Here is a 20,817-nt window from a genome sequence, read left to right as displayed (position 1 = left end):
CAAGCGCAACTGGTGAAAGAAAACAGCGCGTTCGGTATCTAACTGTGAGGGAAGCGGGGCCATACGTGAAGGCGGGCCGGCCGGTGCCCCATCCGCACCGGCCGGCCCGCCCGCTCTGTGGCCCGCCTCGTTCAGAGTTCCGGAAGATCGATCACAGGGATCAGAAGGTCAGCTTCCAGCCGTTGAGGGTGCCCGTGTCCTGTGCCGCGGTGTCCTGGACGCGCAGCTTCCAGGTGCCGTTGGCCGCCTCGGCCGAGGCGTTCACCGTGTACGTGGTCTTCACGTCGTCGGCCGAGTCCGACGCGGCGGACTTCAGGCGGTACGTCGAACCGTCCGGCGCGACCAGGTCGATGACGAGGTCGCCGCGGTAGGTGTGGGTGATGTCGACGCCGACCTGGAGGGCGGAGGGGGCGTTGCCGCTGCGGCCGGTGACGCTGATCGGCGACTCGATCGCGGCGCCGTTGTCCGGGACGGCGACGGCGGTGGTGCTGGAGAACGTCGTGCCGGTGGACGTGCCGCCCTTCACGGCCTGGACCGTCTTGGCGGCGTCCGCGAGGCCCGCGCCGCAGCCGCCGGAGCAGGTGCCGGGCAGCGGACGGGAGTTGGCCTTGATGGCCGACTCGACCTGGGCCGGCGTGAGGGCGGAGTCGGCCGACTTCACCAGCGCCGCGAGGCCCGCGACGTGCGGGGTCGCCATGCTGGTGCCCTGGTAGTAGTCGTAGTTCTCGCTCGACGGCGTCTTCGTGCCGGAGTTCAGGGTGGAGAGGATGCCGTTGGCGGTGGAGGTGCGGGTCTCACCGCCCGGGGCGGCGATGTCGACGAGCGAGCCGTAGTTGGAGTACGAGGCCCTGCTGCCCGCGCGGTTGGTCGCGGCGACGGCGATGACGTTGTTGCAGTTCGCCGGGGAGGCGTTCGAGACGTTCTGGTTCTCGTTGCCCGCCGCGACGACGACCGTGGTGCCGCGGTTCACGGCGCCGTTGATGGCGCTCTGGGTGGCGGAGGAGCAGGCGCCGCCCCCGCCGAGGCTCATGTTGATGACCTTGGCGACGTTGGTGTTGGCCGGGACGCCCGAGACGGTGCCGCCGGACGCCCAGGTGATGGCGTCGATGATGTCGGAGTCGTAGCCGCCGCACTTGCCGAGGACGCGCAGCGGGGAGATCTTCGCGCCGTAGGCGATACCGGCGACGCCCTTGCCGTTGTTGGTGGCGGCGGCGATGGTTCCGGCCACGTGGGTGCCGTGCCAGGAGGAGGTGGAGGCCGGGATGCCCTGGCCGCACTCGTTGTCGTTGTACCAGTCGCCCGGGTCGGCCGGGTTGCTGTCACGGCCGTTGCCGTCGACGGAGACGGCCGTGTCGGAGATGAAGTCGTAGCCGCCGACGATGTTCGCGGCCAGGTCGGAGTGGGCCACGTAGCCGGTGTCGATGACGGCGACGGTGACGCCGCTGCCGGTGGTGGTGTCCCAGGCGCCGGGGACGTTCATGCCCGCGGTGGACTCGAACAGGTCCCACTGCTTGCCGTAGTCGGTGTCGTTCGGGGTGACGGCCGTCGGCTTGTTCAGGCGGTCCGGGACGACGTAGGCGACCTGCGGGTCCGCCTTGTACTGGGCGACGACGTCGGCGACGGAGGCCCGGTCGGGGCTGTCGCCCAGCTCGACGAGGGCGGCGCCGGTGCCGAGGCGGCGCTGGAAGTCGACGTCCTCGCCGGTCTTCTCGGCCTTGGACTCGGCGTCGGCGGCCGCCGCCTTGTTGGACTCGGCCTCGGCGGCGCCGGACTTGTAGCCGACGATGAGGCGCTCGGCCTGGATGCCGGGGGCGGCCTCGGTCCGGGCGGCCGGCACCGCGGCCGCGCGGGGGGCGGCCTCCTGGGCGACGGCGACCGAGGCGGGGGCCGCGGTCAGCAGGGCGGCGGAGACTGCGGCGACGGATATCAGCTTCCGTCTGAGCTCTGGGGAGGTACGCACGGTCGTTGCCTTTCGTGGCCGGACTCCGGGCTGGGCGGAGCGGCGGTGGACTCGCTTCGTCCTCGAAGCGCAGGGGGGTGGTTCGAAAAGCGAAGAGCGACGCGATGGCCGGCCATGCGTGAGGCGAAAGCGGACCCGTTCGGGGTTACCTGTGGGTCAGCTGTGGTCGAACGATAGGCAAAGGGAAGGTCACCGGGATACGGGGGAAACCCTCGATCAGGCTGGAACACCACCCTCTACGGCGGGCAGTCGGGCGCCCAATGGACCCTTTTCGAGCAGGTCGTGGCGTGATGAACGCGTCGGGTCGATTTCCCGTACTGCACTACCGAACGTCGTTCGCCCGGGCCGAGGAGAAGCAGAGGCATGCCTCGTACGACCGCACACCGCACCGCACTCGCGGCCACCCTCGTGACCCCGCTGCTGCTGCCGCTGTGGGCGGCGGGACCGGCCCGGGCCCACGGGGCTCCGACGGACCCGGTGAGCCGGGTGGTGGCCTGTTCACCGGAGGGTGGCGGCCGCACGGGCACGGCGGCGTGCCGTGCCGCCGTCGCGGCGAACGGCGGGCCCTTCACGGCATGGGACAACCTGCGGGTGGCGAACGTGAACGGCCGGGACCGGGAGGTCGTTCCGGACGGGAAGCTGTGCAGCGGCGGCCTGCCCGCCTACCGGGGTCTCGATCTCGCCCGCGCCGACTGGCCGTCGACCCGGATGACGCCCGGTGCGACCCTGCGGATGCGGTACGTCTCGACGATCCCGCACACCGGCACGTTCCGTATGTACCTGACGAAGCCCGGCTACGACCCGGCCGGGCCGCTGTCCTGGTCCGACCTGCCCGAGAAGCCGTTCGCCCAGGTGACGGACCCGGCGCTGACGGACGGTGCGTACCGCTTCGAGGCGACGCTGCCGTCGGACCGCACCGGGCGCCATGTGCTGTACACGGTCTGGCAGAACAGCAGCACGCCGGACACCTACTACTCGTGCTCGGACGTGGTCTTTCCCGAGGCGAAGACCGAGCAGCGGCCTCAGGAGAAGAAACCCGGGCCTGAGCGGAAGAAGGGTGAGGAACCGGAGCAGAAGGAGCGCGGCGGGAAGACGCAGCCGGAGAAGGAGGAGCCGAAGGCGAGCGCTGCCGTGCAGGATCCCCCCGACCCGCGGCCCCGGGGTGGCGACGAGACACCGCTGGCCGGTACGTCCGAGCCGGCTTCCGGCCCGTCCGCGCCGATGCTGGCGGGCGGCGCCGCGGCGGTGTTGCTGCTCACCGGCGGCGCCGCCCTGGCGGTACGACTGCGGCGGCGCTGAATCAGCGCCCGGCGACTGCCTAGTTGACGTTGACGGCGGCGCCGCCCTTGGTCACCGGGGCGTACTTGGCGGTGAAGAAGGCGTTGGCGAAGCACAGTGACGAGCCGGACACCTTGGTGAACTGCTGGTTGGTGAAGGAGATGCTGTTGTCGGCGTTGCTCGCCGTGCCGGTCAGGCCGGGGGCCTGGTAGACGCAGGTGACACTGCCGAGCAGGGTGCGCAGCTTGACCGTGGACTGGACGGTGGAGCCCGCGGCCGGGGTGACGGAGACGGCGCCGCCGGAGGACACGCTGGTGGTGTAGGGCAGGTTGTCGACGGTGATGCCGCTGACGCCGAGCACCCCGACCACGTTGGTGGTGCAGCTGCTGGTGTCGAAGCTGTGCGAGGTCAGGGACTCGGTGGCGGTGCCGGGTGCGGCCGGGTTGTCGGTGACGGTGGCGGAGAACGCCGACTTGGTGCAGGAGATGCCGCTGGTGCCGGTCGCGCTGGAGTAGAAGGTGGCGGCGGTGCCGTTCGCCAGGGACGCGTCGAGGACGTCGCCGACCGCGACGGCCGAGCCGTCGGCGGTGGTCAGGACGGGGGTGTCGGCCGCGGAGGCGGGGGCGGCGAGGCCCAGGGCGGCGACGGCGGTGGTGAGGGCGAGGAGGGTGCGTGTACGCATGCGGGTGTGCCTCTTTCCGTTTTCCATAGCGGGGGGTGAGGGGGGTGGCGCCGGGCGTCCGCCGTGGCCGGCTCGTCACGCCTTCTCCGTACGTGACGGGCCGGCCACGGCAGGCCGGACACCGGCCGGAGGTTCACACGGGAGGGGTCCTCCGGCCGGGCCGGGCGGGGGGTGGCTGATGGCACGGCATCAGGGAAGCGGCCGTGCCTTGGCGTGGGTCGGGCGAAGGAAAGCCCGTGCGGACGCGCCGGGCGACGGGATGCCCGTACGGGGACGGGCGGGTCCGGGACACGGGGACGTGCCGCGTGACGGATCCGGCGCCACGGATCCGGTGGGACGAGGAGAGTTGTAGACCTGCGTGTCTGTCAACGTCAAGACTTTGCAGGGGAGTTGTACGTGGGCTGAGCCCTCCGGAGCACGGGCGGATCATTCCTGGCGCACAATCGACACTCTTTGTTCACAACTCCCTTGACCCCTCATGTAACCCCCGGTAACTTCCTCGACGGCTACTGCGGCGTAACGAGAAAGCCCTTGCAACCGCCGGGAGTTGCGGGAGACGTGCGTACGCGGTCGATGTCCGCGCCAGGGCAACGTGCCACCGAAGTCCGATCCGCACCGACATGCACCTGGAGCACACATGACCTCCTCCGCCGAGCACACCCCCGAAAGACCGGACGCCGCCCCCGCTGTCAGCGCCGGTCCCGCGCGCCGCGGGCGGGTCCGGGCGCGCCGCGCCGCCGTGATGGCGGTACCGGCCACCCTGGCCGCCGCCGGCCTCGCGGTCCTCACCGCCGAGGGGGCGCTGGGCGTGCAGTTCGCCATCTCCGGCATGCCGTTCACCGTCACCGCGACCGAGCTGAACGGCACCGGCTTCGCGCAGTTCGGCGGCCTGGACGAGATGGCCGAAGGCAGCCCCAACGCGGGCGACACCGGCGGCCAGGTGCTGGTCGTCACGTCCGTGATCAAGAACGCGACGCTCTCCAAGCTGTGCCAGAGCGTGGATCTGGGCGGCACGAACCTGGTCATCAGGGCGGGTGAGGGCGCGCAGAAGGTCTCCGCCAGCGATCTGACGACCGACTCCACCGAGCTGACCGGTGACGCCGCGTTCAACAACATCGAGATCGGCAACGACGCCAGCACCCTGAACAAGGCCGGCCCCAAGGGCCGCGGGCCGAAGGGCGTGTTCAGCCAGCAGTCCGACACGGTGCACATCGCCAACCTGCGGCAGACCAACTACGCCACGACGGCGGGTGTTTTCAAGCTGCCCGGCCTGAAGCTGGGCTTCAGCGGATCGGGTTGCTGATGTCGCGCGGTCCGCGCGAGGGAGTCCGGCCCGCCTTCCGGCAGTGGCGGGCCGGCCGCCCGTTCTGGGGCGGGCTGCTGCTCGCCCTGGGCGGGGTGGAGGTGCTGCTCACGCTGAAGGCGTCGCTGGACGTCATCCTGCACGTCGGCATGCAGGGCCTGGCCGGCTACCTGCTTCCGGTCGTCATGCTGCTGTGCGGCGTACTGATCCTCTTCAGCCCCGCCCAGCGCCTGTTCTACTCGGTCATCGGGGTCCTGGCCTCCCTGGGCACCTGGCTGACCTCCAACCTCGGCGGCTTCTTCGTCGGGCTGCTGCTGGGCGTGGTGGGCAGCTGCCTCGCCTTCGGCTGGCTCCCTGACCAGGAGCCCCGCGTCGGCCGCAGGCAGCGCCGCAGGGAGGCCAAGGCCGCGCAGGCCGTGACACAGCCGCTGGAGGCGAGGACCGGCCAGACCGCCTGAATCAGGTCAGTGCTCCTCCGTTCCCTGGCGCCGCCCGGCCGCGGCCACTTGGCTGGACGTGTCGCGCGCTCACCCACCGGCGTGTGCGCGTCCCGCGACCAGCCGTCAGCCCAGGGAGAGTCCGATGGAGTTCAGCCACCCGATGGTGATCGACCCGACCGGCCGCGACATCCACGGCGAGGCCGCCCGGATCCGTGAGCGCGGACCCGTGACACCCGTCGAACTCCCCCACGGTGTCCCGGCCTGGGCGGTCAGCAGCGCGCCCCTCCTGAAGCGGCTGCTCACCGACCCGCGGGTGTCGAAGGACGCCCGCCGGCACTGGCAGCGCTGGGCCGACGGCGAGGTCTCGCCCGACTGGCCGCTGTACACGTGGGTCGCGGTGCAGAACATGTTCACGGCCTACGGCACCGAGCACAAACGGCTGCGCACCCTCGTGTCCAAGGCGTTCACCGCCCGCCGCACCGCCGCGCTGCGGCCCCGGATCCAGGAGATCACCGCGGCGCTCCTCGACCGTGTCGCCAAGGCAGGGGCCGACGGACTCGAGGTCGACCTGCGCGAGGAGTTCTGCTACCCGCTGCCCATCCAGGTCATGGGCGAACTGCTCGGACTGCCCGAGGAGCTGGGCGCCGAACTGCGGGTCGTGGTGGACGGCGTCTTCCACACCTCGGCCGACGCGGCCGAAGTCGCCGACGTCTACGCCCGGTTCTACGCCGTCCTCGGTGAACTGGTCGCCGCGAAGCGGGCCGCGCCCGGCGACGACCTGACCTCGGCGCTGATCTCGGCCCACGAGGAGGAGAGCGGCACGCGCCTCAGCGAGCAGGAGCTGCTCGACACGCTGATGCTGATGATCAGCGCCGGTCACGAGACGACGGTCAACCTGCTCGACAACGCCGTCCACGCACTGCTCACCCACCCCGCCCAGCTCGCACACGTCCGCGAGGGGCGGGCCTCCTGGGACGACGTGATCGAGGAGACGTTGCGGGCCGAGGCGCCGGTGGCCAGCCTGCCGCTGCGGTACGCCGTCGAGGACCTCCCCCTCGGCGAACTGGGCGGCCCGGACGGCGCGGTGATCCGCAAGGGGGATGCGATCCTCGCCGCGTACGCCGCCGCCGGACGCGATCCGCGGCAGCACGGCCCGGACGCCGCCGTCTTCGACGTCACCCGGGCCTCGAAGGATCATCTGGCCTTCGGGTACGGGGTCCACCACTGCCTGGGCGCACCGCTGGGCCGGCTGGAGGCGCGTGTGGCCCTGCCGGCGCTGTTCGACCGGTTCCCCGGCCTCACGCTCGCCGAACCGGCGGGCGGCCTGGCGCCGGTGGACTCCTTCATCTCGCACGGCCATCGGTCGCTGCCGGTTCTGACCGGCTGACGGGCGGTGCGGCGGGCGCCGCGTCCGGGGAGTGCGGCTCCGCGGCGCCCTCCTCCTTCAGGGCCTTGGCCTCGCTCTTGAGGATCCGCATCGAGCGGCCCAGCGATCGTGCCGTGTCCGGCAGTTTCTTCGAGCCGAACAGGACGATCACGACGATCGCCACGATCAGCAGATGCCAGGGCTCCAGTCCGTTGCGCAGCACGTCCTGCCCTCCCTTTCGTCGACAGTTGCTACATTGCGCAACTGTACAACCCACGGGTGAGAGGCAAACAGACGCCGATGACGGTCACCAGCAATCGGACGACGGACCCGCCGCGGCACCGGAGCGGGGGCACCGGCCGCGGCAACCGGGGCGCGCCCCGGGACCACAAACGCCGGCGCGGCCGCCGCCGCGGAGGGGGCATACGCACCGCCCTCCTGGTCGCCCTGGCCCTGCTCGTCCTGGCCGCCGGGGGTGCCGGCTGGCTGTATCTGAAACTGGACGGCGACATCAGCACGTTCGACTCCGGGGGCGTCTCCGACAACCGCCCCGACGCCGGTTCGTCGAAGGGCCAGAACGTCCTGGTCATCGGCTCCGACTCGCGCACCGGCGGCAACAACGCGCTGGGCGGCGGCGAGAAGGACGACGTGGGCCGCTCCGACACCGCCTTCCTGCTGCACGTCTACGCCGACCACCGGCACGCGATCGCCGTCTCCATCCCCCGTGACACACTGGTCACGATCCCGTCCTGCAAACTGCCCGACGGCAGCTGGACCGAGGCCCGGCCGAACACCATGTTCAACGCCGCGTACTCGGTGGGCCAGACCCCCGAAGGCAACCCGGCCTGCACCCAGAACACCGTGGAACAGCTCACCGGGCTGCGCGTCGACCACACCGTCGTCGTCGACTTCAAGGGCTTCGCGGCGCTGACGGACGTGGTGGGCGGGGTGCGCGTGTGCCTGCCGCAGAACGTCTACGAGAACGACCTCAACCCGCATCTGACCGCCCCGGGCAAGCTGCTCTTCCCCAAGGGCGAGCAGACCGTGTCGGGGCAGAAGGCGCTGGACTACGTCCGGATCCGGCACGGTATCGGCGACGGCTCGGACATCGGCCGGATCAAGCGCCAGCAGGCGTTCGTGGCGAGTCTGCTGAAGGAGGTCAAGAGCAAGGGCCTCACGCCCACGAAGCTGTTGCCGCTGGCCGACGCCGCGACGAAGTCGCTCACCGTCGACCCCGGCCTGGGCTCCGCCGACAAGCTGATCTCCTTCGCGATGTCCCTGAAGGACATCGACCTGCACAACACCAAGTTCGTCACCCTGCCCTGGCGTTACGAGGGATCCCGGGTGGCGATCGTCCAGCCGGACGCGGACGCCCTGTGGGCCGCGCTCAGGTCCGACCGCACGATCGACGGCAAGAACGCCGGCGGGAAGAAGAGCGGAGCTTCCGGCTCCGGCGCGTCGTCCGCCTCCCCCGCTCCGGTCTCCGGAGAGGGTGTCGACGTCGCCGTCTACAACGGCACCGCCGTCCCGGGCCTGGCCGCCCGCGCAGCCGCCACCCTGACCGGGGACGGCTTCACCGTGACGGGCACCGCGACGGCGGCCGACCAGGACCACACGACCACGCTGGTCGAGTACGGGCCGGGCATGGAGGAGCGGGCCCGGACGGTGGCCCGGGCCTTCCCCGGGGCCGAGCTCCGGTCCACGACCGGCAGCGGGATCAGCGTCGTCCTCGGGCAGTCGTACGCCGACGACCCGCAGGCGGGCGCCTCCGCCTCCCCGGCGCCGACGGCCGTGCCGTCCGAGGTCGCCGACGGGGCCAGGTCCGCGGACGACAACCCCTGTTCGAACCTCACCTACGGCTGACGCCGCCGGTGCCGGGTGCGGGCCGCGACCAGGGCCAGGGCGTACAGGCCGAGGACGGCGGCCGGCAGCAGGTAGTAGGCGGCGGGCAGGGCCGTCATACCGAGGGCCGCCCCGAGGGGGCTCGGCGGGAGGAGCAGGCCGACGGCGGCGAGGCCGGCCGCCGCCAGGCCGACCGGGCCCGGCGGGCGGCCCGCCGCGTCGCGCCTGCCGGTGCGCAGGAGCAGCATCACCGCGGCCTGGGTGAGCAGGTTCTCCGTGAACCAGGCGGAGTGGAACACGGCCTCGTCGTTCACCGCGTCGGGGCCGTTCAGGGCCAGCGCGAGGACGGCGAAGGTCGCGAGGTCGGCGAGCGCGTTGAGGATCCCGAAGCCGAGGGCGAACCGGAGGAAGGCGCGCGGCCTCAGCACCGCCGGTCCGCGCAGGGCCGCGGCGCCCGGACGGTCGTGGGCGAAGGCGAGCTGGGCCGCGTCGAAGCACAGGTTCTGGGCGAGGACCTGGGCCGGGAGCATCGGCAGGAAGGGCAGGAGCAGACCGGCGGCGAGCATGGCGACGACGTTGCCCAGGTTCGAGGAGAGCGTGACGCGCAGGTAGGAGGCGATGTTGCCGCTGGCGTGCCGGCCCGCGGTGATCGCCTGGCCGATCGCCGTGAGGTCCTTGTCGGCGAGCACGACGTCGGCGCTCTCCCGTGCCACGCCGACGGCGGAGCGGGGTGCGATGCCGACGTCGGCGGCGCGCAGGGCGGCCACGTCGTTCACGCCGTCGCCGAGGAAGCCCACGGTGTGCCCGGCGGCGCGCAGGGCGGTGACGACACGGGCCTTGTCCTCGGGGGTGCAGCGGGCGACGACCGTCGGGCCGCCGGGGCCGCCGGGGCCGTCGGCGACCTGCGCGGCGGTCCGTACCTCGCCCGGGTCCAGGCCCAGGTCCCGGCAGGCCCGGGCCGCCGTGGCCGGGTGGTCGCCGGTGAGGACCGTCACGGTGACGCCGCGGTCGGCCAGGGCGCGCAGCGCGTCGGCGGCGGTGGGGGCGAGGGCGTCCCGGAAGGTCACCAGGCCCCGGAAGGCCAGGCCCCGGGCGTCGGCCGTGCGGGGGCCGGCGGGACGGTCGGCCGTGGCGACGGCCAGCACCCGCAGCCCGGCGTCCGCCTCCCGGGCGGCGAGGGCGAGCAGCCGCTCGCGCTCGCCGGGCGCTGTCGCGCAGCGTTCCAGGACGGCTTCCGCGGCGCCCGTGAGGACGACGGTGTGCCGTCCGAGGCCGCTTCGTACCACCGCCGTCGACGTGCGCCGCACGGGATCGAACGGCACGGCGTCCACCCCGTCGTACTCCTCGCCCACCGGCCCGGCCGCCTCCAGCAGGGCCTCGTCGAGGGCGTCGGGGGCCGGGAGTTCGGCGAGCTGGAGGGTCCACCAGGCGCCGGCTGCGGCCCAGTGCAGGACCTCTGGCTCGTCCCGCCCGGCCGGGTCCAGGGCCCGCTCGACGACCGGGCGGTCCTGGGTGAGGGTGCCGGTCTTGTCGACGCACAGCACGTCGACCGCGCCCAGGTCGTGCAGGGCGGGCAGCCGTTTGACGATCACGGCGTGCGCGCGGGCGAGGTGGGCGGCGCCCCGGGCCAGGCAGGTCGTGACGATCACCGGCAGCATCTCGGGCGTCAGCCCGACGGCGACCGCGACGGCGAAGGGCAGTGTCTCCAGTCCGCGGTCGCGCAGGGTGGCGTTCGCCATCAGCACCAGCGGCGGGGTGAGCAGCATGAACCGGATCAGCACCCAGGAGATGCCGTGCACGGACCGGTCGAAGGCACCGCCCGGCCGGGGCGCGTCCGGCACCCGGTGGGCGGCGGCGAACCGTGTCGCGGCCCCGGTCGCGGTCACGACGGCGGTGGCGCTGCCGGCGGCGATCGTGCTGCCCTGGAAGCACAGCCGGGACTCGTCGGGGGCGTCACCGTCGGCCGCCCGCTTCGCCACCGGCGCCGACTCCCCGGTCAGCGCCCCCTGTTGCACCATGAGCCCGCGGGCCCGCAACAGCCGTACGTCCGCCGGGACCAGATCGCCGGGGCCGAACCGCAGCACGTCGCCGGGGACCAGCTCGGCGACCGGCACCTCCCGGGGGTCCGGCTGCCCGGCGGGGTCGGTGCGGCGCAGCACCGTGACGGTGCCCGCGACCAGCTCGCGCAGGGCGGCCAGGGACCGGTCGGCGCGGTGCTCCCCGCTCGCCCGCAGGACACAGCTGACCACGACCAGGGCGAGGATCACCACGGCGGTGCCCCAGGAGGCGACGGCGGCGGACACCAGGCCGAGACAGAGGAGTACGGCGGTGAAGGGGTCGCGCAGGGCACGTGCGCACCGGCGGGGCCAGGAGGGGGTGCGGCGGTCCGGCAGCGTGTTCTCGCCGAACGCGTCCAGCCGGGAGACGGCTTGCGCGTCGGTCAGCCCGCGGGGCCCCGACTCCAGCCGCCGCAGCACCTCCAGTGTGGTGCCCTCGGCGGGCTCAGAGGCCATGGAGGCGGCGGGGCGCCGGTGCGGCGCGGTCGGTGAGCCGGCCCACCAGGAGCCGCACGACCTCGACGACGTCGGGATCGTCGACGTAGTACACCTGCCGGCGGCCCTCGCGGCGGGAGCGGACGAGTCCGGCCAGCTTCAGTTTGGTCAGGTGCTGGCTGACCGCGGGCAGCGCGCCGCCGACCCGCTCGGCGAGCCCGGTCACGTCGCTCTCGCCCTGCGCCAGCGCCCAGACGATGTGCAGCCGGGCGGGCGAGGCGAGCAGCGCGAAGGACGCCGCCGCCTGGGCGAGCACGTCCTCGGAGGGGTCCTCGAAACCACCGCCGGCTGCCGCCACCGTCACCGCCCCTTTCCGTCCGCCTGCTCGCCCTGTGCGCCGCCCCAGTCTAGGCGGGCCCGGAGGACCCACCGCGCGAGCGTTCCGCACGTCGTCAGGCCGGTCCGCACGGACGTCCGAACCGCACGGACGGTATGGAAAAGCCGAGGTGGGAGCCACCGCAACCCCCTTTGTTCGACCGGCCGGACAGATCATCACGATGCGGCAGCATCAACTCACGGCATGTGGCCGCTCACTTGACTACCGGTGGTCACACACGGTTGGCTCCGGGCCAGCGAGAGTCATCCGGTCGGTGCAGCCCTGCGGCCCGTCTGCACTCTCACCCTGCTCTTGCTCGGCCGCACAGCGAGGTCCACCCCCATGAACACTCCTTGCCCGCCCCGCACCTCCGGCACAGGCATCCGTGTCGCGGCCCTGCTGTCCGCCCTGTGTCTGCTGGTGTCGGGCTGCTCCGTCCTGGGCGCTGCCGACGACGCAGCGGGCGGGGACGCCGCGGGCCGGCCGGGCGGCGGGATGAAGGTCGCCCTGATCACCCACGGCGGCAAGGGGGACGCCTTCTGGGACCTCGTGCGCAAGGGCGCCGAGACGGCCGCCGCCAAGGACGGCGTCGACCTGACGTACGCAGGCGACGCCGACCCGGTCGCGCAGGCCGGGCTCGTGCGGGACGCGGTCCGCGACAAGGTCGACGGCATCGCGGTGACGCTGGCCAAGCCGGCGGCGATGCGGGGCCCGATCGCCCGGGCCAGGGCGGCCGGCATCCCCGTCGTCGGACTCAACTCCGGTATCGACGCCTGGCGTCCCGCGGGCCTGCTGGAGTACTTCGGCCAGGACGAGTCCGTCGCGGGCCGGGCCGTCGGCGACAAGCTGGACGAGGTCAAGGCCGGGCACGCCCTGTGCGTCATCCACGAGCGGGGCAACGTCGCGCTCGAGGCGCGCTGCGCCGGAATGCGGAAGACGTTCCGCGGCGACACCGACAACCTGTACGTGGACGGCAGCGACATGAACGCGGTGACCGCCACGATCGCCTCCCGGCTGCGGCAGGACACGAGCATCGACGAGGTCGTCACCCTGGGCGCCCAGTACGGGCTCAGTGCCGTCGAGGCCGTTCGGCAGTCCGGCAGCCGGGCGAAGGTCGCCACCTTCGACCTGAACAAGGACCTGGTCAAGGCGGTGAAGAGCGGTGAGGTGCAGTTCGCCGTGGACCAACAGCCCTACCTGCAGGGCTATCTGGCGGTGGACGCCCTGTGGCTGTACCGGACCAACGGCAACGTCAGCGGCGGCGGGACGGCGCCCGTCCTCACCGGTCCCGCGTTCGTGACCAGGCAGAACGTGTCCGCCGTGGCGCGGTTCGCGGCCGCCGGGACCCGGTGACCGGACGCTTCCTGTGACGGTGTCGCCAAAGATTCGGTCAGGCCCCGCCCGCGGGTCCACTTGTACGGATAACATCCTGCGCATCCCATGTGCCGTGCCCGGGACGGCACCACCCCTCGCCCGTCCCTCACACCCCCCGCCCGCTCCCCCCTCCTCCCCGTTCCTCAGCCCCCGCTGATCGCCCTAGGACGACGATGCCTCGACGGACCGGTGCCCGGCGCCGCCTCGGTTCCATACGCCTCTCCCTGGTGCTCCTGGCCCTCGTGCCCAGCGTCACCCTCGCCGCGATGTGGGGCGTGACGACGATCCAGATGTTCTCGGAGGGCCTCAGGCTGCGCGACCAGACGGAGCTCAGCCGGTCGACCGGCGCCATGGGCACCGACGCGACGCTGGCGCTGCAGCGGGAACGCAGCCTGTCCGCCGCCTGGCTGGCCTCCGCGAAGGGCTCCAGGGCGGCCCTCGACGCCCAGCGCGAGGAGACCGACAAGGCGGTGGCCAAGCTGGTCGGGCAGGCGGACGCGATCGAGAAGGCACCCGCGCGCATATCCGACCGGCTGTACTCGGTGCTGGGCTCGGTGGGCAGTCTCGAGTACTACCGGGACCAGGTGGACCACCCGACGGACATCACCGCGCAGCAGGCGCTGGACCAGTACTCGTCGATCATCGACGACCAGATCCACGCCTTCCAGGAGCTGTCCCAGGTCGACGACGGCGACCTCACCTCGCAGGCGGGCCCGCTGATCGGTCTCGAGCACGCGGCGGAGCTGGTCTCCCGGGAGGACGCGCAGCTCACCCTGGCCTGGCCGGACGGGCACCTGGACGACAAGACGTGGACGCAGTTCACGGAGCTGGTGAACACCCGGCGCTGGCTGGTCCAGGACCAGGTCATGCCACAGCTGACGGGCAGCGCCAAGACGCAGACCGAGCGGATCCTGGCGAGCCGGGACTGGCAGACGCTGCAGTCCGTGGAGGACCGGGTGCTGGCCTCGCGCAACGCGAGCGGCAGCGCCGACCGGATCGCCCTGCCCCCCGCGCAGAAGCAGTGGTCCGCCGCCATGGACAAGCTGTCCGATCAGTACACGGCCCTCATCCAGCAGCAGACGGCGAGCCTGCTGCAGCGCAGCGCCGAGAAGGCGGACGCCCTGCTGCTCAAGGCGGCTCTGCTGAGCGCCGGCGGGCTGCTCGCCCTGCTGGTCTGCGTCGGCATGTCGTGGCGGATCACCCGCTCGCTGTCCCGGCGTCTGCGCGGCCTGCGCCGGGCCGCCGTCAGCCTCGCGCAGGAGCGGCTGCCCGACGTGGTGGCGCGGCTGGAGCGGGGCGAAACGGTCGACCCGGAGTCGGCGACCACGCCCCTGGACTACGGACACGACGAACTGGGCGAGGTGGCACAGGCGTTCAACGCCGCCCAGCGCACGGCCGTGCACACCGCCGTCGAACTCGCCGACACCCGGCGCGGCTTCCAGAAGATCATCCTGGGCATCGCCCGGCAGAGCCAGAACCTGGTCAACCTCCAGCTGAGCAAGCTCGACACCCTGGAGCGCGAGCACACCGACCCGGACATCCTCAGGGGCCTGTACGAACTGGACTCGACGGCGAGCCAGTTGCGCCGTTACGAGGAGAACCTGGTCATCGTCAGCGGCGAACGGCCCGGCCGCAGCTGGAGCGAGCCGGTGGCGCTGATGGACATCCTGCGCAGCGCGGTGGGGGAGGTCGCCGAGTACCGGCGGGTGGAGGTGCTCACCGAGGAGGAGGTGTGTGTCGCGCCGCCCGCGGTCGCCGACGTCATCCATCTGCTGGCCGAGCTCATCGACAACGCGACCGCGTACTCCCCCGCCCCGAGTTCCGTCACGGTGCGGGCCCAGATGGTGGCCAAGGGCCTGGCCGTCGAGATCGAGGACCGGGGCCTCGGCATGTCGGAGGAGGACTACGCGTCCTTCAACGAACAACTCGCGGTGCCCCCGCAGTTCGACGTGGTGGCGCTCGCCGACGACCTGCGCCTCGGCATGTTCGTGATCGCCCAGCTGGCCCACCGGCACGGCATCGCCGTCACCCTGCGCTCGTCGCCCTACGGCGGCACCACGGCGATCGTGCTGATCCCGCACGAGATCGTGGTGCGGGAGCCGGCCGGCAGCCAGACCCCGCAGCCGCGGGCAGCCGGGGCCGGAACCGGTCCGGACGGACTCGCGGCCCCGGCCGGCCCGCGAGTACCGGGCGACGACACGAAGGACGGCGACGTCCGGGAGGACGGGCTGTCCGCGGTGGCCGGACGGGCCGCGAAGGACGCCGAGCCGGGCGGGGCACCGCAGCGCGCCGGGGCATCGGTGGGAACCGGGAGCGCCGCCGGCGCCGTTCGCGAGCTCAGACCCCTCGTCACGGCCCGTACCGCCTCCGTCGTCCCGTCCGCCGACCGCGAGGTCGTCGCCCGCAGGGACGGTCGCACCACCTCCGCCGTCCCGTCCGCCGACCGCGAGGTCGTCAACCGCCGGGACGGTCTCGCGCCGCTCCCCCGCCGGGTGCCGCAGACCAGCCTGGTGGAGGAGCTGCGCGAGGAGGCCGCACCGGCCGTCGACGACGGCTCGTTCGACGACTTCACCGCGGAGGCCGCCGCGTCCTCCCTGGCCGGCTTCCAGCGCGGCACGCTCCGGGCCCGTGACGACGACGCCGAGCCGCCCCACCCCGACGAGACGGCCGGGGTGCCCCGCCGGGCCGCCGCCGATCCCGTCGCCCCGACTCCGCCCGCCGACCGCTGACGAAGGACACCGCAATGACACGCCCCATCCCCGCCACGCACACCCAGCTCGACCAGCTGCTGACCGGACTCGTGGAGCGCGTCGCCGACGTGAACCAGGCCGTGGTGCTCTCCGAGGACGGCCTGGTGGTCAGCAAGTCCACCGGATTCCTGCGCGACGACGCCGAGCGGCTCGCGGCGACCGCGTCCGGGCTGATGAGCCTCAGCAAGGGCGTCAGCATGGACTTCCGGGGCGGTCCGGTGCGCCAGGCGCTCATCGAGATGGCCAACAGCTACCTGATCCTGACCTCCGCCGGCCCCGGCGCGCATCTGGTCGTGCTGACCGGGCCGGGCGCGGACGTCGGGGTGGTGGCCTATCAGATGAACATGCTGGTGAAGAAGATCGGCGAGCACCTCAGCGCGGCACCCCGGGGCATGGCCGGCCCCGTCGTCGATCCCGGCGTGTGAGGTGGACGTAGGTGATCCGGCGGGCCGGCTCGTCAGGCCGTTCGCCCTGACCGGCGGCCGGACCCGCCCCAGCCGCGCCGACTTCACGCTCATCTCGACGGTCACGGCGGTCGATCCGCCGCCCGACACGGCGGTCCGGTGCCAGCCCGAGCACACCCGGATCCTGCGGCTGTGCGCCGAGCCGGTAGCCGTGGCGGAGCTGGCCGCCCGGCTCGACCTGCCGGTGAGCGTGGTCGTCATCATGCTGTGCGACCTGCTGGAGGCGGGCCGGATCACCGTCCGCCCGCCGCGCCTCGTCTCCCGTACCTCCCCGGACCTGGACCTGCTGCAGAAAGTGAGGGACGGCCTTGGCCGGCTCTGACCTTGCCACTCACGCGTCTTCGGCACCCGACACGGTCAAGATCCTCATCGCCGGTGGCTTCGGCGTGGGCAAGACCACGATGGTCGGGTCGGTCAGCGAGATCGCCCCGCTGCGCACCGAGGAACCCCTGACCATGGCCGGTCTGGGCATCGACGACCTCGACGGCATAGAGGAGAAGCGGGCCACCACCGTGGCCCTGGACTTCGGCCGGATCACCATCAGCCGGGAACTGGTGCTGTACCTGTTCGGTACGCCGGGGCAGCAGCGGTTCTGGTTCATGTGGAACGACCTGGCGCTCGGCGCGCTCGGGGCCGTGGTCCTGGTCGACGTGCGCAGACCCCGATCCAGCTTCGCGGCGATCGACTTCTTCGAGCGCCGGGGCATACCGTTCGTCGTCGGTGTCAACGGCTTCCACGGCGAACACCCGTATCCGGCCGACGAGATCAGGGAGGCGCTGGCGGTGCCGGACCACGTCCGGGTACTGCTGTGCGACGCCCGGGACCGGGAGTCGAGCCGGGACGTGCTGATCGCCCTGATCGACCAGCTGATCGCGTCGGCGGTGCAGGCGTAACGGCGACCGCCGGAAGGGGCGGCCGGCCCGGGCGGTCGCGGTCGTCCGGGCCGGGTTCCGTCAGGCCGTCAGTTCAGGCCCGCCGACTTCAGCCACGCCGTCGCGACGTCCAGCGGGTCCTTCTTCTCGAGCTGCACCTGCGCGTCCAGTTTCAGGAGCGTCTTGGTGTCCAGCTCGGCGGAGACGGCGTCGAGGGCGTCGACGCCCTTCTGGTTCAGGCCGCTCTTGTTGACCAGCGGGGTGACGTTGGCGAACCCGAAGAGGTTCTCCGGGTCCTTCAGGACGACGAACTTCTCCTTCACGATGGTCGGGTCCGTGGTGAAGACGTCGGCGGCCTGGATGGTGTTCTTGGCCAGGGCCGCCTGGGTCAGCGGGCCGCCCGCGTCGAGCGCCTTGAAGGACTTGAACTCCAGGCCGTACACGGACTTCAGGCCCTTCAGGCCCTGCTGCCGGGTCTGGAACTCGGGGGAACCGCCGATCACCAGGTCCGGGGCGGCGTCCTTGAGGTCGGCGAGGGTGGAGGAGGAGGTGAGCTTGTGCTTCCGGGCCGTCTCGGCGTTGAGGGTGACCGAGTCCTTGTTCTCGGCGGGCGACGACCGAAGCAGCGTCAGCCTCTTGTCCAGCTTGGTCTTGACGGCCTCGTTCACCGCGTCGGGGGACTTCTGCCCGGCCTTGGGGTCCAGGTAGGCCAGCAGCGAGCCGTTGTACTCCGGCAGCACGGTGACGGAGCCGTTCTTCATCAGCCCGTACGACGTCTCGCGGCTGCCGATGTTGTGCTTGTAGGTGACCTTGAGCCCCTTGGCCTTGAGGGCCTCGCCGTAGATGTCGGCGAGCAGGGTGCTCTCGGCGAAGTTGTTGGAACCGACGACGACGGTGCCCGCCTTCGCCTTCTCGCCTTCGAGAGGGTTGTCGGAGGAGTCGCCGGACGAACAGCCCGCGAGCAGCGCCGCAGCGGCGGTGAGCGCGACGGCCGCCACGCCGGTGTGCCTCGTTGTGGACCTGCTGCTCTTCGCGGTGAAAGTCATTTACCGATCCAATCCAGCCGCTTTGTGATCAGTCAAGAGCGTCCTGGTCACGGTTTGTCACAGACCGGCCGTCAACGTCGGCGCACGCCCGGCGACACGGTCATCCGGCCCGCCACCCAGAACAACGCCAGCGTGACGAGGGCCAGAACGGCCACCAGGGTGGCGCCGCCGACGACCTTCTCGTAGTCGCGCTGGTAGAGCCCGTCGACGATGTACCGGCCGAGGCCGCCCAGGCTGACGTAGGCGGCGATGGTGGCCGTCGACACGATCTGGATGGCCGCCGAGCGCAGACCGCTCAGGATCAGCGGCAGCGCGACCGGCAGTTCGACCTGGAACAGGATCCGGGACTCGTGCATGCCCATGCCGCGGGCGGCGTCCACCGGGGAGGGGTCGACGGTGCGCACGGCCTCGTAGGTGGTCACCAGGATCGGCGGAACGGCGAGGACGACCAGGGGGATCATCACGGGCAGCAGGCCGAAGCCCATCACGATGACGATCAGCACCAGCAGGCCGAAACTGGGCAGCGCGCGGGCGGCGGTGGCGATGAAGGCGAGCGCGTTGCCGCCCCGCCCGGTGTGCCCGGTCAGCAGGCCGACGGGCAGCCCGATCGCGGCGGCGAGGGCCAGGGCGAGGAGCGAGTACTGGACGTGTTCGAGCAGGCGTTGCGGGATGCCGTCGTAGCCGTGCCAGTGGGCGCTGTCGCTGAAGAAGGCGTTGACGAAGTTCAGTACGTTCACCGGGTCACGTCCTGGGGAGCGGGCAGGGGCTGCCGCACGCCGGCCTTCGGGCGCCTGCGGGTGCCGTTCGGCATCCACGGGGTGAGCGCGACGCGCAGCAGCACCAGCAGGGCGTCGCACGCGATGGCCAGGACGGCCGTGGTGATCACGGAGTTCACGGCCAGTTCGGGCCGGTCGTACTTCTGCGCGTCGGCGAGGAGGTTGCCGAGCGCGCCCTGGTTGCCGATGAGGGTGCCGACGCTGACCAGGGAGATGCTGGAGACGGTGGCGACCCGGAGCCCGGCGATGATGGCGGGCACGGCGATCGGCAACTGCACCTGCACGTAACGGCGTACGGGGCCGAAGCCCATGGCGGTGGCCGCGGCCAGGGTCTCCTGGGGCACGGACCGCACCCCGTCGACGATGGCCGGGACGAGCACCACGAGGCTGTACACGGCCAGCGGGATCATCACGGTCAGCTCGGTCTGGCCGGTGTAGTCGATGAGGACGACGAAGAAGGCCAGCGACGGGACGGCGTAGAGGATGGTGGTGGCGCCGAGCACCGGCGGGTACAGCCAGCGGAAGCGGACACAGAGCTGGGCGAGCGGGAGCGCGAGCAGCAGGCCGGCCAGAACGGGCAGCAGGGCCTCGCGCAGATGGAGCCCGATCAGGCCGGCGTAGCTGTGCTGGAGGTCGCTCGGGATGTCGAAGAAGCCGTTCACGACGCGACCTCGGCCACGTCGGAGTGGCCCGCGGCGTGGGCGCTGCGGATCGCCTCGCCGATGGCCGCCTGCGAGACCACGCCGGTCACCCGCCCGGCGTCGTCCACGGCGACGGCCCAGCCGGCCGGGGAGAGCACGGCGCCGTCGAGGGCGGCCCGCAGGGAGTCGGCGCCGGGGACGAACGGCCGTCCGTACGGCAGGAGGCGGCCGGGGTCGATGTCACCGGCCGTCAGGTCGGCCGGCTCGGCCCAGCCGAGGGGCCTGCCCTCGGCGTCGGTGACCAGGAGCCAGGGGGCGTCGGCGGCGGCGATCCGCTCGGCGGTGGCGTCGGCCGGGATCACCGCACCGGTGGTCAGCGGAAGTTCGGCGGAGGGGAAGAACGACAGCCGCCGGATGCCGCGGTCGGCCCCGAGGAAGTCCTCCACGAAGGCGTCGGCGGGGCCGGACAGCAGCTCGGCGGGTGGCGCGTACTGGGCGAGGTGACCGCCCTCGCGCATCACGGCGACCATCGTGCCGAGTTTGATCGCCTCGTCGATGTCATGGGTGACGAAGACGATGGTCTTGCCCAGTTCGTCCTGGATGCGGAGCAGTTCGTCCTGAAGGCCCTTGCGCACGACCGGGTCGACCGCGGAGAACGGCTCGTCCATGAGCAGCACGGGCGGGTCGGCGGCGAGCGCCCGGGCCACGCCGACGCGCTGCTGCTGGCCGCCGGACAGCTGGTACGGGTACCGCTTGGCGAGCGCGGCGTCCAGACCCACGCGCTCCATGAGCTCGGCCGCCCGGGTGCGGGCCTTCTGCTTGCCCCAGCCGAGCACGCGGGGCACGGTGGCGATGTTGTCGAGGATCGTGCGGTGCTGGAAGAGGCCGGCGTTCTGGATAACGTACCCCATGGACCGGCGCAGGGTGGTGACGGGGCGGCGCTGGATGTCCTCGCCGTCGAGGAGGATCGTCCCCTCGCTCGGTTCGACCATCCTGTTGATCATCCGCAGGGTGGTGGTCTTGCCGCAGCCCGAGGGTCCGACGAGGACGGTGATCGAGCGGTCGGGTATCTCCAGGGACAACCGGTCGACAGCCACCGTGCCGTCCGGATACCGCTTGGTGACTGATTCGATCCGTATCAAGGCGCCGGAGCCC

General features: G+C 72.2%; 19 protein-coding genes. 10 read left to right on the top strand and 9 right to left on the bottom strand.

Annotated features, from left to right (window positions below; all coding sequences use genetic code 11):
- Positions 1 to 160: 160 nt before the first annotated feature.
- Positions 161 to 1,960, bottom strand: a complete 1,800-nt coding sequence (locus ACFCXS_RS28805) for a S8 family serine peptidase (protein ID WP_376646247.1) — start codon at positions 1,958 to 1,960, stop codon at positions 161 to 163.
- A 363-nt stretch (positions 1,961 to 2,323) separates the two neighbouring features.
- On the opposite strand from ACFCXS_RS28805, the gene ACFCXS_RS28800 reads away from it, so the two are divergent.
- Entirely contained in the window at positions 2,324 to 3,259 is a 936-nt protein-coding gene (locus ACFCXS_RS28800) for a lytic polysaccharide monooxygenase (RefSeq protein ID WP_376646246.1), read from the top strand.
- Between the two features lie 19 nt (positions 3,260 to 3,278).
- On the opposite strand, the gene ACFCXS_RS28795 is transcribed toward ACFCXS_RS28800, so the two are convergent.
- Positions 3,279 to 3,920 (bottom strand): Tat pathway signal sequence domain protein, encoded by a 642-nt coding sequence (locus ACFCXS_RS28795; RefSeq protein WP_376646245.1) that lies wholly within the window; start codon positions 3,918 to 3,920, stop codon positions 3,279 to 3,281.
- 637 nt (positions 3,921 to 4,557) lie between these two features.
- Between ACFCXS_RS28795 and ACFCXS_RS28790 the strand changes: the two genes are divergently transcribed.
- From ACFCXS_RS28790 to ACFCXS_RS28780, 3 genes are all read left to right on the top strand, one after another.
- On the top strand, positions 4,558 to 5,223 hold the full coding sequence (locus tag ACFCXS_RS28790; RefSeq protein ID WP_376646244.1) for a DUF6230 family protein: 666 nt from the start codon (positions 4,558 to 4,560) through the stop codon (positions 5,221 to 5,223).
- On the top strand, positions 5,223 to 5,681 hold the full coding sequence (locus ACFCXS_RS28785) for a DUF6114 domain-containing protein (protein WP_376646243.1): 459 nt from the start codon (positions 5,223 to 5,225) through the stop codon (positions 5,679 to 5,681). Before ACFCXS_RS28790 ends, ACFCXS_RS28785 begins: the two co-directional genes overlap by 1 nt.
- Positions 5,682 to 5,805: 124 nt before the next feature.
- Positions 5,806 to 7,050, top strand: coding sequence for a cytochrome P450 (locus ACFCXS_RS28780; protein WP_376646242.1), 1,245 nt, complete (start codon positions 5,806 to 5,808; stop codon positions 7,048 to 7,050).
- On the opposite strand, the gene tatA is transcribed toward ACFCXS_RS28780, so the two are convergent.
- A complete protein-coding gene (gene tatA, locus ACFCXS_RS28775) occupies positions 7,007 to 7,252 on the bottom strand; it encodes a Sec-independent protein translocase subunit TatA (protein WP_376646241.1) in 246 nt (81 codons plus the stop codon). The genes ACFCXS_RS28780 and tatA overlap by 44 nt on opposite strands.
- Before the next feature lie 77 nt (positions 7,253 to 7,329).
- On the opposite strand from tatA, the gene ACFCXS_RS28770 reads away from it, so the two are divergent.
- Entirely contained in the window at positions 7,330 to 8,892 is a 1,563-nt protein-coding gene (locus tag ACFCXS_RS28770; protein WP_376646240.1) for an LCP family protein, read from the top strand.
- Here the strand turns inward: ACFCXS_RS28770 and mgtA are convergent.
- The gene (mgtA, locus tag ACFCXS_RS28765; RefSeq protein WP_376646239.1) at positions 8,883 to 11,384 is read right to left on the bottom strand and encodes a magnesium-translocating P-type ATPase; all 2,502 of its coding nucleotides are present in this window, start codon (positions 11,382 to 11,384) and stop codon (positions 8,883 to 8,885) included. The two genes, ACFCXS_RS28770 and mgtA, sit on opposite strands and share 10 nt — an antisense overlap.
- Positions 11,374 to 11,721 carry an ArsR/SmtB family transcription factor gene (locus ACFCXS_RS28760; RefSeq protein WP_376646283.1) on the bottom strand — a complete coding sequence of 116 codons (348 nt, stop codon included), beginning with the start codon at positions 11,719 to 11,721 and terminating at the stop codon, positions 11,374 to 11,376. Before ACFCXS_RS28760 ends, mgtA begins: the two co-directional genes overlap by 11 nt.
- A gap of 360 nt (positions 11,722 to 12,081) precedes the next feature.
- Between ACFCXS_RS28760 and ACFCXS_RS28755 the strand changes: the two genes are divergently transcribed.
- The 5 genes from ACFCXS_RS28755 to ACFCXS_RS28735 all read left to right on the top strand — a co-directional run bounded on the left by ACFCXS_RS28755 (position 12,082) and on the right by ACFCXS_RS28735 (position 17,220).
- Complete coding sequence (locus tag ACFCXS_RS28755; RefSeq protein WP_376646238.1) at positions 12,082 to 13,092, top strand: substrate-binding domain-containing protein; 1,011 nt, start codon at positions 12,082 to 12,084, stop codon at positions 13,090 to 13,092.
- 194 nt (positions 13,093 to 13,286) lie between these two features.
- Entirely contained in the window at positions 13,287 to 15,842 is a 2,556-nt protein-coding gene (locus tag ACFCXS_RS28750; RefSeq protein ID WP_376646237.1) for a nitrate- and nitrite sensing domain-containing protein, read from the top strand.
- 14 nt (positions 15,843 to 15,856) lie between these two features.
- Positions 15,857 to 16,288, top strand: a complete 432-nt coding sequence (locus tag ACFCXS_RS28745; RefSeq protein WP_020271575.1) for a roadblock/LC7 domain-containing protein — start codon at positions 15,857 to 15,859, stop codon at positions 16,286 to 16,288.
- 1 nt (position 16,289) lies between these two features.
- Complete coding sequence (locus ACFCXS_RS28740) at positions 16,290 to 16,649, top strand: DUF742 domain-containing protein (protein WP_376646236.1); 360 nt, start codon at positions 16,290 to 16,292, stop codon at positions 16,647 to 16,649.
- Positions 16,636 to 17,220, top strand: coding sequence for an ATP/GTP-binding protein (locus ACFCXS_RS28735; RefSeq protein ID WP_376646235.1), 585 nt, complete (start codon positions 16,636 to 16,638; stop codon positions 17,218 to 17,220). The genes ACFCXS_RS28740 and ACFCXS_RS28735 overlap by 14 nt, the downstream gene beginning before the upstream one ends.
- Before the next feature lie 68 nt (positions 17,221 to 17,288).
- Here ACFCXS_RS28735 and ACFCXS_RS28730 read toward each other — a convergent pair whose 3' ends face one another.
- From ACFCXS_RS28730 to ACFCXS_RS28715, 4 genes are all read right to left on the bottom strand, one after another.
- Positions 17,289 to 18,245 carry an ABC transporter substrate-binding protein gene (locus ACFCXS_RS28730; protein ID WP_376646234.1) on the bottom strand — a complete coding sequence of 319 codons (957 nt, stop codon included), beginning with the start codon at positions 18,243 to 18,245 and terminating at the stop codon, positions 17,289 to 17,291.
- A gap of 71 nt (positions 18,246 to 18,316) precedes the next feature.
- Positions 18,317 to 18,982: an ABC transporter permease gene (locus ACFCXS_RS28725; protein ID WP_376646233.1), complete on the bottom strand. Its 666-nt coding sequence runs from the start codon at positions 18,980 to 18,982 to the stop codon at positions 18,317 to 18,319.
- Entirely contained in the window at positions 18,979 to 19,683 is a 705-nt protein-coding gene (locus ACFCXS_RS28720) for an ABC transporter permease subunit (RefSeq protein ID WP_362239225.1), read from the bottom strand. The genes ACFCXS_RS28725 and ACFCXS_RS28720 overlap by 4 nt, the downstream gene beginning before the upstream one ends.
- Positions 19,680 to 20,804, bottom strand: coding sequence for an ABC transporter ATP-binding protein (locus tag ACFCXS_RS28715; RefSeq protein ID WP_376646232.1), 1,125 nt, complete (start codon positions 20,802 to 20,804; stop codon positions 19,680 to 19,682). Before ACFCXS_RS28715 ends, ACFCXS_RS28720 begins: the two co-directional genes overlap by 4 nt.
- Positions 20,805 to 20,817: the final 13 nt, after the last annotated feature.

Origin of the sequence: Streptomyces sp. NPDC056373 (assembly GCF_042262425.1) — a bacterium.
In the GTDB taxonomy this organism is placed as follows: domain Bacteria; phylum Actinomycetota; class Actinomycetes; order Streptomycetales; family Streptomycetaceae; genus Streptomyces.
This window is presented reverse-complemented; position numbering and strand designations above follow the sequence as displayed.

Bases quoted from the DNA above. Each gene is read 5' to 3' on its own strand.
- ACFCXS_RS28800 (WP_376646246.1), top strand. From the start codon at position 2,324: ATGCCTCGTACGACCGCACACCGCACCGCACTCGCGGCCACCCTCGTG.
- ACFCXS_RS28795 (WP_376646245.1), bottom strand. From the start codon at position 3,920: ATGCGTACACGCACCCTCCTCGCCCTCACCACCGCCGTCGCCGCCCTG.
- ACFCXS_RS28790 (WP_376646244.1), top strand. From the start codon at position 4,558: ATGACCTCCTCCGCCGAGCACACCCCCGAAAGACCGGACGCCGCCCCC.
- ACFCXS_RS28785 (WP_376646243.1), top strand. From the start codon at position 5,223: ATGTCGCGCGGTCCGCGCGAGGGAGTCCGGCCCGCCTTCCGGCAGTGG.
- ACFCXS_RS28780 (WP_376646242.1), top strand. From the start codon at position 5,806: ATGGAGTTCAGCCACCCGATGGTGATCGACCCGACCGGCCGCGACATC.
- ACFCXS_RS28770 (WP_376646240.1), top strand. From the start codon at position 7,330: ATGACGGTCACCAGCAATCGGACGACGGACCCGCCGCGGCACCGGAGC.
- mgtA (WP_376646239.1), bottom strand. From the start codon at position 11,384: ATGGCCTCTGAGCCCGCCGAGGGCACCACACTGGAGGTGCTGCGGCGG.
- ACFCXS_RS28755 (WP_376646238.1), top strand. From the start codon at position 12,082: ATGAACACTCCTTGCCCGCCCCGCACCTCCGGCACAGGCATCCGTGTC.
- ACFCXS_RS28750 (WP_376646237.1), top strand. From the start codon at position 13,287: ATGCCTCGACGGACCGGTGCCCGGCGCCGCCTCGGTTCCATACGCCTC.
- ACFCXS_RS28745 (WP_020271575.1), top strand. From the start codon at position 15,857: ATGACACGCCCCATCCCCGCCACGCACACCCAGCTCGACCAGCTGCTG.
- ACFCXS_RS28730 (WP_376646234.1), bottom strand. From the start codon at position 18,245: ATGACTTTCACCGCGAAGAGCAGCAGGTCCACAACGAGGCACACCGGC.